This is a genomic window from Mesorhizobium sp. AR02, assembly GCF_024746835.1.
In the GTDB taxonomy this organism is placed as follows: domain Bacteria; phylum Pseudomonadota; class Alphaproteobacteria; order Rhizobiales; family Rhizobiaceae; genus Mesorhizobium.
In genome coordinates, this window is record NZ_CP080531.1 from 5,524,092 (window position 1) to 5,537,344 (window position 13,253).

The window sequence follows — 13,253 nt, forward strand, 5'->3', positions numbered from 1 at the left end:
GAATTGAATCCGCCAGCGGCTGCGTCGCAGGCTTATCGCCGAAAGGATAAGACGGGCACCGGGCCCGCCTTATCCAAATGGTCAATCAGACGTTCGCCCAAATCGCGGTGCGTCAGTTCGCGCCGCCGAGCTGCTTGGTCATCTTGCAGAAATTGTCATGCGCCTTGGCAATCGCCTTGTCACCGCATTCCTTCGTCATGCCTGCGCGGTCTTCTTCCTTCATGGCCAGCCAGGCTGCCTTGAATTCCTTCTCGGACTTCATCGTCTTCATGCCGGAGTCCGTATAGAAAGGCGTCATCTTGTCCGGATTGTCGAGCGCTGAGGTGTTACCGCCAGAGGCGGCTAGCGCCGAGCCGGTCATCATTGCAAGCGCCATCGCGCCCATCGTGAGCATCTTGAAGTTCATCTGGGTATTCCTCTCTGTGGAGGTCATTGGAATAAACGACCTGCGGACAAACGGGATCGAGAGAAAACAGTTCCCTCAGACGAATATATATTAAAATGACATTTTACTTCTCTGGCTCTGCCTGGGACATGCAATTGGAGCTCTAGCGATATTTCCTACCCAGGTCTGCGACGTCGAGCGCGGGCCAGAATCCTGGCGCCGGCTGATTACTCCATGTCCGGCACTTCGCCACTGACGTAGAGGGTATTCGGCGGGCCGTAGTCGCCCAGCATCGGGTCGGCATCGCGGCTCCAGGCGATGACGCCGACATGTTTTGCCGCTAGCGCCCTGGCGGTGCGTATGGCGCGGTCTTCGCTCTGCTGGTCGGCTGGGCCGAAGGCTGGAAACAATTCACCGTCCTCGCCGCGATCGAAGGCGACCACGACGATCAGCTTGGGATTTTTAGGCTCTGTTGAATGGGACATGTTGCTCCTTCGACGCGGAGCCTATCACACTACCGGACCAAGGGGTCGGTTGTCTGGCTTCCATCGTATTTTGCAGCAGTCTCCGGAACTCGCTGCCTGCTTTGAGTTGCCTTCGATATCGCATTGACACGAGTTTTGTTGCCGTATATTGAACAGGACTATACAGGTTCACTGAACAGGTACGCATATGAAGCGGCGCGCAGTTCAACTGTCTCCCGGCACGGGCAAGCCCGAGCAGATCGCCACCGTTCTGGAGCATGAAATCCGCTCCGGCGTTCTCGGCTTCGGCGACCGCCTGCAAAGCGAGAACGAGCTCGTCCAGCGCTTCTCCGTCAGCCGCAACACGGTCCGCAAGGGCCTCGAGGAACTGTCCAGCCGCGGGCTGATCACCACCAAGGTCGGCATCGGCTCCTTCGTCACCTTCGACGGCAAGCCGGTCGACGATTCGATCGGCTGGTCACGGGCGCTTGCCAATGCCGGTGCCAATGCCGAGACCCGGACGCTGCGGCTGGAGGTCATTGAAGACGCCGATCTCGCTGCCTTGCTGGAGATCGAAAGTCCGTTCTTCATCGCTGTCGACCGGGTGCGCACCAATGCCAGCGACGGCCATGCGATCTCCATCGAGCGCAGCCGCCTGCCGCTGTCACCGGAGCTGGAGGATGTGCCGCTGCGCGGCCTGCGCGAAGGGTCGCTGCACCAGACGCTGCGCGGCGCCGGCCTTATCCCCGACCATGGCGAGGAATGGGTCGGCATCGAGATGCTCAACGCCGAGGATGCCGCCATCCTCGGTTGCCCGCAAGGCACGCCCTTCCTGCGCGGCCGCCGGCTGACGCGTGCGGCCGACGACCGGCCGATCGAATATGTCACCAGCCTGCTCAATCCCGCGCATTTCGCGCTGCATATGAGGTTCTGAGCGATGCCGGACAACACCATGCTTGATCGCGCCATGGGCGCGCTTGGCGGCGGGGCGCTGGGAGACGCGCTCGGCATGCCGACGCAACTTTTGTCGCCGGCCCGCATTGCCGAACTTTACGGCCATGTCGAGGATTTCATCGCGCCCTTCGCCGACCATCCGGTGTCGAAGGGACTGTTGGCCGGCACCATCACCGACGATACCGAACAGGCGCTGCTGCTCGGCCGCATCCTGGTTGAGTCCGGCGAGCGTTTCGATCATGCGCGCTGGGTCAATGCGCTGCTCGACTGGGAGCGCGAGGTCAAGGCACGCGGCAGCTACGATCTTCTGGGGCCGTCGACCAAGCGCGCCATCGACGCCATCAACAATGGCGTGCCAGCCGAGGAAGCGGGACGCAGCGGCGACACCAATGGCGCGGCCATGCGCATCGCGCCGGTCGGCATCATGATGCCGCTGGAGCCGCTCGACACGTTCGTCGCCAAGGTGGCAGAGACTTGCCGGGCGACGCACAACACCTCGATCGCCATAGCATCGGCCGCCGCCGTCGCGGCCGCCGTCAGCCGCGGTGTTGCCGGGGGTGACTGGCGCGCCGCCTCCGACAGTGCCATTGCTGCGGCGAGGCGAGGGGCGACGCTTGGCCATTGGGTGACCGGCGGCGACATCGCCGCGCGTATCGTCTGGGCGCAGGATCTGGTGCGCGGCAAGGTGATGAGGGATGCAATCCGGCTGATCACGGATCTGGTCGGCACCGGCGTCGCCAGCCAGGAATCGGTTCCGGCTGCCTTCGCCGTGCTGGAAATAGCCGGCGGTGATCCCTGGCAAGCGGCGGTCATCAGCGCCAATCTTGGCGGTGACACCGACACGATCGGCGCCATCGCAGCCGGCATGGCCGGCGCCTGTACCGGTTTTTCGCAGTTGCCAAGGGATCGCGTCGCCGGCCTCAAGGGCATCGACATGGCAGACGTTCAGGCGCTGGCGGCCGATCTTGTGGCAGCGCGGATGTCCAAGGGCCGCGCAGACGAGACCGGCCCAAGCAAAGCCAGCCCAGGCAAGGACGCGGCGGCATGAGCGGGCGCCTCGTCCATATCGGCAGCGCGGTGGTCGACTATGTCTATCGCATCGATGCCTTGCCGGCACCGGGCACCGAGAAGACGGCGTCGAGCTTTGCCCAGGTCGCCGGCGGCGGCTTCAACATGATGGTCGCGGCCACACGCACCGGCATGACAGTGGTGTTCGGCGGCCAGCTCGGCAGCGGACCTAATGGTGATTTCCTGCGCGCCGCCTTCGCCGCCGAGGGCATCGACACGCTGACGCCGCCATCGCTTGTGATGGACAGCGGCAATTGCGTCGCGATGATCTCGAGCGATGCCGAACGTACTTTCGTGTCGTGGCCAGGTGCTGAAAGTGTGCTTAGCCTCGCCATGATGGCGCCGATATCGGTGGCGCCGGGTGATTGGGTGTTCACCTCAGGCTATACGCTGAGCTATCCCCACAGCCGCGATGCGCTCACTGACTGGATCGAGGCGCTGCCGCCGCAAACCCCTTTCGTCTTTGACCCGACGCCGATCATTTCAGACATTCCGCGCGCCATCCTGTCGCGTGTGCTTGGCCGCACCACATGGCTGAGCTGCAACGCGACGGAAGCCGCCGAGATTGCCGGCCCTGGTGATGCCGAGAGCCTCGCGGCGCGGCTGCTTGCCGAGCATTGCCCGCAGGCCGCCGGTGTCGTCATCCGCTCCGCCGCCAAGGGCTGCCATATCAGGCTGGCCGACGGCATGGCGCAGACCATCGCCGGGTTCAAAGTCGATGCCATCGACACCAATGGCGCCGGCGACACCCATATCGGCGCTTTCGTCGGTGCGCTGGCGCGCAGTGTGCCACCCTTCGAGGCGGCGCGCTACGCCAATGCGGCGGCGGCCATTTCGGTCACCCGCCATGGCGGTTCATCGGCGCCGACCGATGCAGAAATCCAGACTTTCCTGAGCCAGGCTGCCGCGACCGGCACGCCGGGCCAGACAAAGAAGGCCCATCAGACAGCCTGACAAGCCCGGGAAGCGGGCAAACAAAGAGAGGAACCAACATGCGCATGCCAAGACTGACTGCTCTCTTGACGGCGACCGCCGTCTTCACCACCGCACTCACGCTGGCCGCCAGTGCCGCCGAAGTGCATGTGCTCAACTGGAAAGGCTATGGCGCCGATGAGCCCTGGGCTATCGCGGCGTTCGAGAAGGCGACCGGCAACAAGGTCGTCAACGACTTCTTCAATTCCGAACAGGAAATGCTGACCAAGATCCGGACCAATCCGGGGCTTTACGACGTGGTCATGATCAACGCCGCCTTCAACGACCAGGCGATGGCGGAAAAACTGATCCAGCCGATCGATACCTCGAAACTGCCGAACTATGCCGACATCAGCAAGGACAAGGCCGGCTCGCCAATGCTCGACCATGACGGCAAGGTCTATGGAGTGCCGTGGGTGTGGGGCCTGACGGCGCTCGCCATCAACGAAAAGTCCTTCGACAAGCCGCCGACGTCGATCGCCGAAATGTGGGACCCTGCCCACAAGGGCCGCGTCGTCATCCGCGACGACGCCGTCGAGGCGGTGCAGTTCGGCGCCATCGCCACCGGCCAGAACATCAACGACATCAAGGATATGGATGCGGTCAAGACGAAGCTGACCTCGCTGATGCCGCAGATCAAGACGTTCTGGAGCTCGGAGAACGACTGGAACCAGATGGTCGCCTCCAACCAGATCGACATCGGCACCTATTGGAGCGGTTCGGCCGACCGCGCCAAGACGCACTTCAAGCTACCGGTTTCGCTGGTCATTCCGCAGGAGGGCGCCGTCGCCTGGCTCGACGCGTTCTCGATCCCTGCAGGTTCGAAGAATGTCGAAGGTGCGCAGGCCTTCATCAACTGGATGATCGACCCGAAATTCTATGTCGAATGGGTCACCAAGGTCGGCGCTCCGGTTTCCGCCAACATCAAAGCGGTGGAGGCGTTGCCCGAGGATGCCTTCAACCGCAAGGTGATGGGTGATCCCGAGGTCGCCAAGCGCATCCAGTTCCAGGCGCCGATCACCGACGCCCAGCGCGAGGCCTATCTGGCGCTCTGGCAGCAGCTCAAGGTCGACGTGAAGTAAAGCTCGCGTCCGGACCAGCCGGCGGTTCGCGTCGGCTGGTCCTTCAATCCTGGGGAGGAGGGTGGCATGGCAGCACAAGGCGCGACCGCATCGCGCAGCGGGTTGAAATCGGCTCTGCCGCTGCTGGCGCCGGCCTATCTCTGGCTGACGGTGGCGATCTTCCTGCCGCTCTCGGCCATGGTCTTCTTCTCCTTCATGACCGAGCTGCCGCTGTCGGGAAAGCCGTGGGCGTTCACGCTTGGCAACTACGCCGCCTTCTTCTCGCAGAGCCTTTATCTGACACTGCTGCTCGCCTCGCTGCGCCTCGGCCTCGAAGTGACTTTGTGGTGCATCGTCATCGGCTATCCCGCTGCCTATGTGCTTGCCAAGGTGCTGAAGGGCCGTAGCCGCGAGGCGATCTTTCTGCTCGTCATCCTGCCGTTCTGGTCGAACGGGCTGGTGCGCATCTTCTCCTGGGCAATGGTGCTGCGCGAAGGCGGCATCCTCGACACCGCGCTCAATGCGGTGCTGCCGTTCAAGATCAACATCGATCTCATGTATTCCTACCCGGCCGTCATCATCGGCCTGGTGCACTCCTACGTACCCTACATGGTGCTGACCTGTTATCTCACGCTGCAGGCGATCGACGACTCGCTGATTGAGGCCGGGCGATCGCTCGGCGCCTCACGACTGCAGGTGCTGAAGCGGGTGATCATCCCGCTGTCGATGCCTGGCCTGGTGGCGGGGGCGGCACTGATCTTCGTTCCCGTCGTCGGCTCGTTCATGGAGCCGCGCATCCTCGGCGGCCGCACCGGCACCTTCTACGGCACGGTGATCGAGGACCAGTTCGTCGCGGTGTTCAACTGGCCGCTGGGTGCCGCGCTCTCCTTCATCCTGCTGGCCGTGGTACTGGTCATCCTGGCGATTGCCTCGCCAGTGCTGCGGAGGGCTGCGTGATGATGATCACTCGCATCCTGGAAGGACTTGGCCGGCTCTACATCGGACTGCTGCTCGCCTTCCTCTACCTGCCGATCATCATCATGGCGCTGATGTCGTTCAACGTTTCGCCCTTCTACCAATTGCCGTTCGAATGGACGACGGAGTGGTATGCCTCGCTGTGGCAGAACGACCAGCTGATCGCGGCCACCTGGAATAGCCTTGAGATCGCCGTCATCACCACCATCATCTGCGTGGTGCTCGGCTCGGCGGCGTCGCTGGCGCTTTATCGCTATGAATTCCGCGGCAAGAAAGTGCTGCAAGCGCTGCTGTTCCCGCCGATCGCCATTCCGTGGCTGATCACCGGCACGGCAATGCTGATCTTCTTCTTCGGTGTCGGCATCGGGCGCGGCCTGTTCGCCATCCTGCTCGGCCATGTCGCGCTGGCGCTGCCCTATGTCATCGTCGTCGTCTCGGCCCGGCTGCAGACCTTCGCGCCGGAACTGGAAGAGGCGGCGCGTTCGCTCGGCGCCAACCAATGGCAGGTCACAATGCGGGTGACGCTGCCCTGGATCATGCCGGGCGTCATAGCCGGCGGGCTGTTTGCGTTCGCCGTGTCGTTCGACCAGTTCGTCGTCTCCTATTTCCTGGCGACGCCGGGCCAGACGACGCTGCCGGTCGAAATCTACGCCGCGATCCGCAAGGGTTTTACGCCCGAGATCAATGCGGTCTCGACGATCATCATTGTCGTGTCGATGGCGCTGATGCTGCTGACGGCGCGGTTCTTCAAATTCGGCGGAGAGAAATAATGGCCGGCGTGCAGGTATCGAACGTCTCGCGCAGTTTTGGCGCACACAAGGCGCTGGACGATGTCTCCATCGATTTCGCCGATGGCGGCTTCTATGCGCTGCTCGGACCGTCGGGCAGCGGCAAGACCACGCTGCTGCGCCAGATCGCCGGCTTCGACTTTCCAGATAGCGGCCGTATTTCCATCGGTGGCGAAAGCGTCGAGCGGGTGCCGGTCGAAAAGCGGCGCATCGGCATGGTGTTCCAGAACTATGCGCTGTTTCCCAATATGAGCGTCGCCGACAATGTCGCCTTCGGCCTTTCGGTGCGCGGCGAGGCCAAGGCGGTGATTGCCACCGAAGTGCAGCGTGCGCTCGACCTCGTGCAATTGGGCAAGCTCGGCGGCCGCCGGCCGCACCAGCTCTCTGGCGGCCAGCGCCAGCGCGTCGCGCTGGCCCGCGCCATCGTCACCAAGCCGCGCGTGCTGTTGCTCGACGAGCCGCTCGGCGCGCTCGACAAGGCACTGCGCGTCGACATGCAGATCGAGTTGAAGCGCATCCAGCGCGAGATCGGCATCACCACCATCTTCGTCACCCACGACCAGGAAGAAGCGCTGACGATGAGCGACCGCATCGGCATCTTGCGCGATGGTCGACTGGTGCAGGAGGGGCCGCCGGAGGAAATCTACGATCGGCCGAAAAGCGAGTTCGCCGCGACTTTCCTCGGCGACGCCAACATTTTTCGCGGTGACTCGACGGGTAATGGCATCAGGCTGCCCGATGGCACCGCGATCGCTGCCGGCGCGGGCGCGACGCTTGCCGCCGGCGCCAAGGCCAGCTGCGCCGTGCGGCCCGAGCGAATTCGCATTGCCACTGATGGCGGAGCCTCCGATGCGGCCAATGCGAACATGCTGAAGGGCCAGGTGTCCAAGCGCATCTTCGCCGGCAACAACAGCACCTACTTTGTCGAGCGCGCTGGCCAGACGTTGAAGGTCATCGTGCAGAACACCGGTGCCGACAGGCTGGCGGAGGGGCAGGATGTGGTGCTGCGCTGGTCGCCGGAGAGCACGGTGTTGATCGCTGCGGGTTAAATAGGACCGTAGGCCATAAGGACCGTTGGCGTTCCTTCACGCCCGCCTCTGTCGTTCGTCACTTGGAAAGCCAAGCAATTGGCTTTCCATCTGCTTCGCGGACCATTCCTCGACCCCCACGAGGGGGGAGATTGACTGTCATCGCCGGTTTCGCAAATCTCCGACGTCGCAAAATGGGCGCCAAGGCTGAAGCCGCTAATCTCCCCCCTCGTGGGGGAGATGCCCGGTAGGGCAGAGGGGGGCGCTGTCCCGCCGTACCCTTCGGATAACGAGCCTGGAGTACTGATGACCTTGGAACTGACCGCACAGGACCGATCCATGCTCGACGGCGGGCAAGGCCCATCCGCAGCCGCAGCGATGAAGATCCTCGGTGCCTTTTCCAACGCCATCGGCGCTAGCAGCCTGCTCGACATATCAGGTGCCCATATCGATGGCTGCCTCTATCACGGCAAGGCCGGGCTCGATTTCGTCGAAAAGCTGGTCGAGGGCGGCGGGCGCGTGCAGGTGCCGACGACGCTCAATGTCGGCTCGTTCGACCTCATCCATCCCGGTATGGTGAAAATGCCGGTGGCGGAGGAGGTGCCGGCGCGGCGGCTGATGAAGGCGCATATGGAGCTTGGCTGCCAGGCTACCTTCACCTGCGCGCCCTATCAGACGCGGTTTCGGCCCGGTTTCGGGCAACAGATCGCCTGGGGCGAATCCAACGCCATCGTTTTCGCCAATTCGGTGATCGGCGCGCGCACAAACCGCTATGGCGATTTCATCGATTTGTGCTGCGCCATGACCGGGCGGGCGCCAGCCTGGGGCCTGCATCTCAGCGAAAACCGGCGTGGCCGCATCCTGTTCGAACTGGACATCGCTGCGGCCGAACCAAGCGACAGCCTGTTCGTCGGTGTCGGTCTGATCATCGGGCAAGCCAGTGGCGACCGCATTCCGGTGGTCGCAGGCCTGCCGCAGCCACGCGACGAGGATCAGTTGAAGGCGCTGGGCGCGGCGGCGGCAACGACCGGTGCCGTGGCGCTGTTCCATGCGGTCGGCATCACGCCGGAAGCCAGGACGCTCGATGAGGCGTTCCAGGGTCAGGTGCCGGAAGAGACGATCCGTATCAGCCGCGCAGATATCGACCACGCACTGGCCAGGCTGTCGATGGTGCCCGACGGCGCGCCACTGGCCGCCGTGTCGCTGGGCACGCCGCACTTTTCCCACGAGGAGTGGATGCGCCTGTTGCCGCTGCTGCGCGAGGCAGCACCGGGCAGGGGCATCCCGATCTATGTCAACACCGGTCGCGCGACGCTGGCGCGGCTGCAGGAGGAGGGTGCGCTTGCCGGCATGGAAGCGTTCGGCCTGATCCCTGTCGCCGACACCTGCACCTATGTCACCTCCATCCTCGAGCGGCTCGATGGCGTGGTGATGACCAATTCCGGCAAGTGGGCGCATTACGCGCCGGGCAATATCGGCGTGACCGTCGCCTTCGCCGAGATGAGGGATTGCATCCGCTCCGCGGCGGTCGGGCATGTCGTGCGGAGCGCATCATGACGCAGCCGGTTGCAACGGGAGCCGTCGAACGGCTGGGCACTTTCCAACTCGCCGGTGAGGCCGATGGCCTGGCTCTGGTGTTCTCGCAGCCCCTCAGCTTCTGGGGCGGTATTGATGCCGAGACCGGCGACATCATGGATCATTCGCATCCGGGGCTGGGCGAGAACGTCGCCGGCAAGATCCTGGTCATGCCGAGCGGGCGAGGGTCGTCCTCCTCATCCTCGGTTCTGGCCGAAGCGATCCGCCGGGGGACGGCGCCGGCCGGCATTCTCTTGCAGCGGCCGGACCCGATCCTGGCGGTGGGGGCGATTGTGGCGGAGTTTCTTTATGGGATCAGCATGCCGCTGGTGGTGTGTGAGATTGCGGGGATTGTTTCTGGTAACCGGATCGCTATCGGTATTGGGGCGGATGGCGGGGCGATCGTCGGTAGGGTCCGAGAAAATCGTTGAAAGTCAGCGCTGCCCCTCATCGCCCTGCCGGGCACTTCTCCCCGTAAACGGGGCGAAGGGGCTGTCCGCAACGCCGGCGCTCTTTTCCGCAACGCTGGTGATTGGCGAAATCATCGGTAACAGCGTCCTTCGCCCCGTTTACGGGGAGAAGATGCCGGCAGGCAGATGAGGGGCAGCACCAGCGTTTCTCAGTTCCCGCTATCGTCAGATGTGCTTCACCCAGCCATCAATCCCGCAGCCCCACGCCGCCAATAGGCGGCGGCCAGCGTTTGCTCGCGGCCAAGCCCCAGCGTGTCGCGCCAGTAGTCGCGCACGACCTTGGCGGCAGCGGCTTCCGCCGCGAACCAGCCGAAGGCCGAACCATCTTGCGGCCATGCCACCGAACGGACCGCCTCGGCCAGCAGCCTGTCCTCGCCCGCCGGCACGCCGTCCCGCGTCAGCCAGTGCAATTCGATGCCGGTGGCGTTGTCGATCTTCTGCTTCTCGCGCTCATCGGCGATCTCGACGAAGGCGACGCCTCTGGTTTGCGCCGGCAGTGTTTCAAGCAGCCGCGCCAGTGCGGGAAGACCGGTCTCGTCCGATCCCATGACATACCATTCCGCCTGGCGCACCGGGCGGCCGACCGGTCCCATGACGCCGACCTTCATGCCCGGCTCCGCCTGCATGGCCCAGGCGGAGCCGACGCTGTCGCCGGGATGGACGAGGAAATCGACATCCATGATGCCCCTGGCGACGTCGAGGGCGCGGATGGTGTAGACGCGCGCCACCGGACGCCTGTCGTCGGCGGGCCAGGCCGGCAGGCCGTTGCCACCGAGCACCGGCCACAGCGGATCGGGCACATCTCGGGTCGGAAACAGCATGCGGATATGCATGCCGCCGAACTTGGCGAAGCGCGAGAGATTCTCGCCGGCGAGGCGGATGCGGCGCATGTGCGGGGTGAGGTCGCGAACCGCCGTCACCACCATCTCGCGGAACTGGGCGAGACTGGTTTCATCGGCGAGATCGCCGGTCCAGACAATCTCCGGGTTTTCCTCCCTGGCGTAGACCTGCACCGCCGTGGCGAGCAGGTCCTTGATGCGGGCGAGCCCGTCGCGGTCGGCCGCGTTGGCCCGCATCACCAGCTGCTCCAAATCGATGGAAGCGTCACCGAAGGCGAAGCGGAAATCGATGCGCTGGCCGTGATGCGAAGCATCGGCCTCGAAGCTCTGCAGCCTGTCGGCGATGCTGTCCATGTAGTCAGGCAGATGCCGCAGGTTGAGCCGTGCCTCGCAGGCCAGTTCGCGCACCGATGCTTGGCTCATTGTCATCCTCCGATCCTGCCGGTGAGGGCCAGCTTGAAAGTGCGGCCCTTGCCCTGTTCCGTTGCCGCCGTCGTCGACCATGCGCTTTGCGGGTCGGTGTAGGCGGTGTTGAAGACGTTATCGACGCCGAAATCGAGCTTGAGATTGTCGTTGACGCGCCAGTTGGCGAAGACATTGACGAGATTGAACCCGTCGTCGACCACCGGCACGGCATTCGGATTGGTGCGGCTGGTGCGAGTGATCTCGCCGATGCTGAGATATTGCGCGCCGATGGTGAGCTGGTCCTCCAGCATGCGGAAGCCGATCGTGGCCGAGAAGCGGTCGAGTGGCGTGTTGTTCAACGCCTGGCCGGAATAGACGCCGCTGACGACCTTGGCGTCGATCAGCGCGCCGGCAAGGTTCACGAAGCCCCAGCCATAATCGTAGACCATTTCGGCCTCGATGCCCTTCAGTCGGGCGTCGCCGATGTTGATCGCCGTGCGCGGCAGCACGGTGAGGTCGACGTCGATATAGTCCTCGACATCGGTGTGGAAGACGTTGAGCTTGGCGCGTAGCCGGTCGCCCGCCGTCAGCACATTGTCACACTTGATGTTGATGCCGGCCTCCCAGTTCTTGGCGGTTTCCGGCTGCAGCAGAAGGTTGGGGCGGTAGCTGTCGCCGCCGCCATGCGCACCGCCGCCGCGGAAGACATCCTGCAGGCCCGGCGCCCGGTAGCCTTCGGAATAGGTGCCGTAGAGTTGAAAACCTTCGAACGGGGTGACGCCTACAGTCAGGCGCGGTGACCAGCGGTCGCCGGAGATCGAGGCTGGCTGTGGCGGCGTGGTCCGGGTTTCGCCGTCCAGTTGATAGCCGTCATAGCGCAGAGCCGTGATGACCTGCAGCCAGTTCTCATAGTCGCCCTGCCATTGCAGGAAGCCGCCATAGCCCTGCTGCTCGCCGGCACCGAAATGTGCTGCTTCCGAGGAGGCTTCGAGATAGTAGTAGTCGAGCCCATAGGTCAGCGTGTGGGCGATGCCCCAGGCGTCGAAGCGCGAGGAATTCTTCACGTTGAAGCCCGTCGTCGCGACATCGTAGAAGCGGAAATTGCCAATTGCCGAGGTAGGCCACACCTGCGTCTGCTCGGCGCGGGTGCGGTTGTGGTAGGCGTTGGCGCTGAGATCGATCAGGTCGTTGTCGTCGGGCTTCCAGGTGTAGGCGGCGGCGTAGGTCTGGTTGGTGGTGTTGGTGTCGTAGCGGCTCAGCGTCGGCGAGGTTGAGCCGCTCGAACCGGTGATCTGGTCGTTGTAGCGCTGCAGGATGGCGCCGAGCTTCAGCTCATGGCCATCGGCCGGCCGCAGCGTCGTCTTCAGATAACCGCTGGTTACCTGTTCGCCGGTCCACGGCACGGTGTCGCCATTGCCGTCGGTGTAGCTGTCGCGCTCGCGGTAGATGAGGTTGCCGATGATGTCGGCATCGTCGCTGAAGCGGTAAGCGCCGGTGGTGCTGGTGGTGAAGCCGTCGCCGTTACTTTCATAGCCGAGCTTCTCGCTCAGTGCCCAGCTCTCCTGCGGCTTCAGGAAATCGCCGGCGTCCTTGGTTTCGAAGGACACCACGCCGCCAATGCCGCCCGACCCATAGGCGTTCGACACCGGGCCGCGAATGACGGTGGCTTCCTTGATCAGGTCCGGCTCGACATAGAACGAGCCCGAGCCATGGCCGACGCGCCAGTAGTCCTGGCGGGCGCCGTCGAGGGTGACCACGACGCGGCCATATTGTTCCAGGCCACGGATGTTGATGGCGGTCGCCGGGTCGTCGCCGTTCATCGAGGCGGCGACGCCGGGCGTGGTGCGGAAGATGTCGGCGGCGGTGTCCGGCTGGATGCGGTCGAGCTCGTCCTGGTCGACGGCGCTGATGGCGGCCATTGACTCGATGACGGCCGTCTTGATCATCGTCGCCGAGATGGTGATCACGTCGAGCATGGTCGCCGGCTGGTTCTGCGCGGCAGTGGCCGGCGCCAGGCGGTCGGCCTTGGCGGCCTTTTTCTCCTGCTCCTGTTCCTGCGCGCTGGCGAAAGGCGCGGCGCACAGGCCGAGCACGAAGGCGAGCGCGGTGCTCGCCATCAAGGTCGTGTTTGTTGTCGTTGTCATGCAAGCCCCCAAGCAAATGCAAACTGCTGGCGGCGGCTGAACGGCCCTGGCTGGCATGATTGGAATCCCTCGACCCAAGCGGTCGGGGCAGGGGTCACATATTAAAACATGATGACACAAGTCAA

General features: G+C 64.0%; 13 protein-coding genes. 9 read left to right on the plus strand and 4 right to left on the minus strand.

The features are described 5' to 3' along the window. Positions 1–112: 112 nt before the first annotated feature. Together DBIPINDM_RS30980 and DBIPINDM_RS30985 are read right to left on the minus strand one after the other, a co-directional pair. Positions 113–406: a hypothetical protein gene (locus DBIPINDM_RS30980; RefSeq protein ID WP_258582768.1), complete on the minus strand. Its 294-nt coding sequence runs from the start codon at positions 404–406 to the stop codon at positions 113–115. A gap of 206 nt (positions 407–612) precedes the next feature. Beyond that, positions 613–870 (minus strand): hypothetical protein, encoded by a 258-nt coding sequence (locus tag DBIPINDM_RS30985; protein ID WP_258582769.1) that lies wholly within the window; start codon positions 868–870, stop codon positions 613–615. A gap of 187 nt (positions 871–1,057) precedes the next feature. On the opposite strand from DBIPINDM_RS30985, the gene DBIPINDM_RS30990 reads away from it, so the two are divergent. The 9 genes from DBIPINDM_RS30990 to DBIPINDM_RS31030 all read left to right on the plus strand — a co-directional run bounded on the left by DBIPINDM_RS30990 (position 1,058) and on the right by DBIPINDM_RS31030 (position 9,701). Continuing rightward, a complete protein-coding gene (locus DBIPINDM_RS30990; protein WP_095203906.1) occupies positions 1,058–1,783 on the plus strand; it encodes a GntR family transcriptional regulator in 726 nt (241 codons plus the stop codon). 3 nt (positions 1,784–1,786) lie between these two features. Beyond that, entirely contained in the window at positions 1,787–2,851 is a 1,065-nt protein-coding gene (locus DBIPINDM_RS30995) for an ADP-ribosylglycohydrolase family protein (protein WP_258582770.1), read from the plus strand. Next, on the plus strand, positions 2,848–3,825 hold the full coding sequence (locus tag DBIPINDM_RS31000) for a PfkB family carbohydrate kinase (RefSeq protein WP_258582771.1): 978 nt from the start codon (positions 2,848–2,850) through the stop codon (positions 3,823–3,825). The genes DBIPINDM_RS30995 and DBIPINDM_RS31000 overlap by 4 nt, the downstream gene beginning before the upstream one ends. A gap of 38 nt (positions 3,826–3,863) precedes the next feature. Continuing rightward, positions 3,864–4,925 carry an ABC transporter substrate-binding protein gene (locus DBIPINDM_RS31005; protein ID WP_258582772.1) on the plus strand — a complete coding sequence of 354 codons (1,062 nt, stop codon included), beginning with the start codon at positions 3,864–3,866 and terminating at the stop codon, positions 4,923–4,925. Between the two features lie 66 nt (positions 4,926–4,991). Further along, the gene (locus DBIPINDM_RS31010; protein WP_258582773.1) at positions 4,992–5,861 is read left to right on the plus strand and encodes an ABC transporter permease; all 870 of its coding nucleotides are present in this window, start codon (positions 4,992–4,994) and stop codon (positions 5,859–5,861) included. Beyond that, on the plus strand, positions 5,861–6,649 hold the full coding sequence (locus DBIPINDM_RS31015) for an ABC transporter permease (RefSeq protein WP_258589387.1): 789 nt from the start codon (positions 5,861–5,863) through the stop codon (positions 6,647–6,649). The genes DBIPINDM_RS31010 and DBIPINDM_RS31015 overlap by 1 nt, the downstream gene beginning before the upstream one ends. Next, the gene (locus DBIPINDM_RS31020; RefSeq protein WP_258582774.1) at positions 6,649–7,716 is read left to right on the plus strand and encodes an ABC transporter ATP-binding protein; all 1,068 of its coding nucleotides are present in this window, start codon (positions 6,649–6,651) and stop codon (positions 7,714–7,716) included. The genes DBIPINDM_RS31015 and DBIPINDM_RS31020 overlap by 1 nt, the downstream gene beginning before the upstream one ends. A 285-nt stretch (positions 7,717–8,001) precedes the next feature. Continuing rightward, a complete protein-coding gene (locus DBIPINDM_RS31025) occupies positions 8,002–9,252 on the plus strand; it encodes an aconitase X (protein WP_258582775.1) in 1,251 nt (416 codons plus the stop codon). Beyond that, on the plus strand, positions 9,249–9,701 hold the full coding sequence (locus DBIPINDM_RS31030; protein WP_258582776.1) for an aconitase X swivel domain-containing protein: 453 nt from the start codon (positions 9,249–9,251) through the stop codon (positions 9,699–9,701). Before DBIPINDM_RS31025 ends, DBIPINDM_RS31030 begins: the two co-directional genes overlap by 4 nt. A gap of 215 nt (positions 9,702–9,916) precedes the next feature. Here the strand turns inward: DBIPINDM_RS31030 and DBIPINDM_RS31035 are convergent, their stop codons facing one another. Beyond that, on the minus strand, positions 9,917–11,002 hold the full coding sequence (locus tag DBIPINDM_RS31035; RefSeq protein ID WP_258582777.1) for a siderophore-interacting protein: 1,086 nt from the start codon (positions 11,000–11,002) through the stop codon (positions 9,917–9,919). Between the two features lie 2 nt (positions 11,003–11,004). Then, entirely contained in the window at positions 11,005–13,128 is a 2,124-nt protein-coding gene (locus DBIPINDM_RS31040; protein WP_258582778.1) for a TonB-dependent hemoglobin/transferrin/lactoferrin family receptor, read from the minus strand. Positions 13,129–13,253 lie beyond the last annotated feature (125 nt).

Bases quoted from the DNA above. Each gene is read 5' to 3' on its own strand.
- DBIPINDM_RS30990 (WP_095203906.1), top strand. From the start codon at position 1,058: ATGAAGCGGCGCGCAGTTCAACTGTCTCCCGGCACGGGCAAGCCCGAG.
- DBIPINDM_RS31015 (WP_258589387.1), top strand. From the start codon at position 5,861: ATGATGATCACTCGCATCCTGGAAGGACTTGGCCGGCTCTACATCGGA.
- DBIPINDM_RS30985 (WP_258582769.1), bottom strand. From the start codon at position 870: ATGTCCCATTCAACAGAGCCTAAAAATCCCAAGCTGATCGTCGTGGTC.
- DBIPINDM_RS31030 (WP_258582776.1), top strand. From the start codon at position 9,249: ATGACGCAGCCGGTTGCAACGGGAGCCGTCGAACGGCTGGGCACTTTC.
- DBIPINDM_RS31040 (WP_258582778.1), bottom strand. From the start codon at position 13,128: ATGACAACGACAACAAACACGACCTTGATGGCGAGCACCGCGCTCGCC.
- DBIPINDM_RS31005 (WP_258582772.1), top strand. From the start codon at position 3,864: ATGCGCATGCCAAGACTGACTGCTCTCTTGACGGCGACCGCCGTCTTC.
- DBIPINDM_RS31035 (WP_258582777.1), bottom strand. From the start codon at position 11,002: ATGAGCCAAGCATCGGTGCGCGAACTGGCCTGCGAGGCACGGCTCAAC.
- DBIPINDM_RS30980 (WP_258582768.1), bottom strand. From the start codon at position 406: ATGAACTTCAAGATGCTCACGATGGGCGCGATGGCGCTTGCAATGATG.
- DBIPINDM_RS31010 (WP_258582773.1), top strand. From the start codon at position 4,992: ATGGCAGCACAAGGCGCGACCGCATCGCGCAGCGGGTTGAAATCGGCT.
- DBIPINDM_RS30995 (WP_258582770.1), top strand. From the start codon at position 1,787: ATGCCGGACAACACCATGCTTGATCGCGCCATGGGCGCGCTTGGCGGC.
- DBIPINDM_RS31025 (WP_258582775.1), top strand. From the start codon at position 8,002: ATGACCTTGGAACTGACCGCACAGGACCGATCCATGCTCGACGGCGGG.
- DBIPINDM_RS31000 (WP_258582771.1), top strand. From the start codon at position 2,848: ATGAGCGGGCGCCTCGTCCATATCGGCAGCGCGGTGGTCGACTATGTC.
- DBIPINDM_RS31020 (WP_258582774.1), top strand. From the start codon at position 6,649: ATGGCCGGCGTGCAGGTATCGAACGTCTCGCGCAGTTTTGGCGCACAC.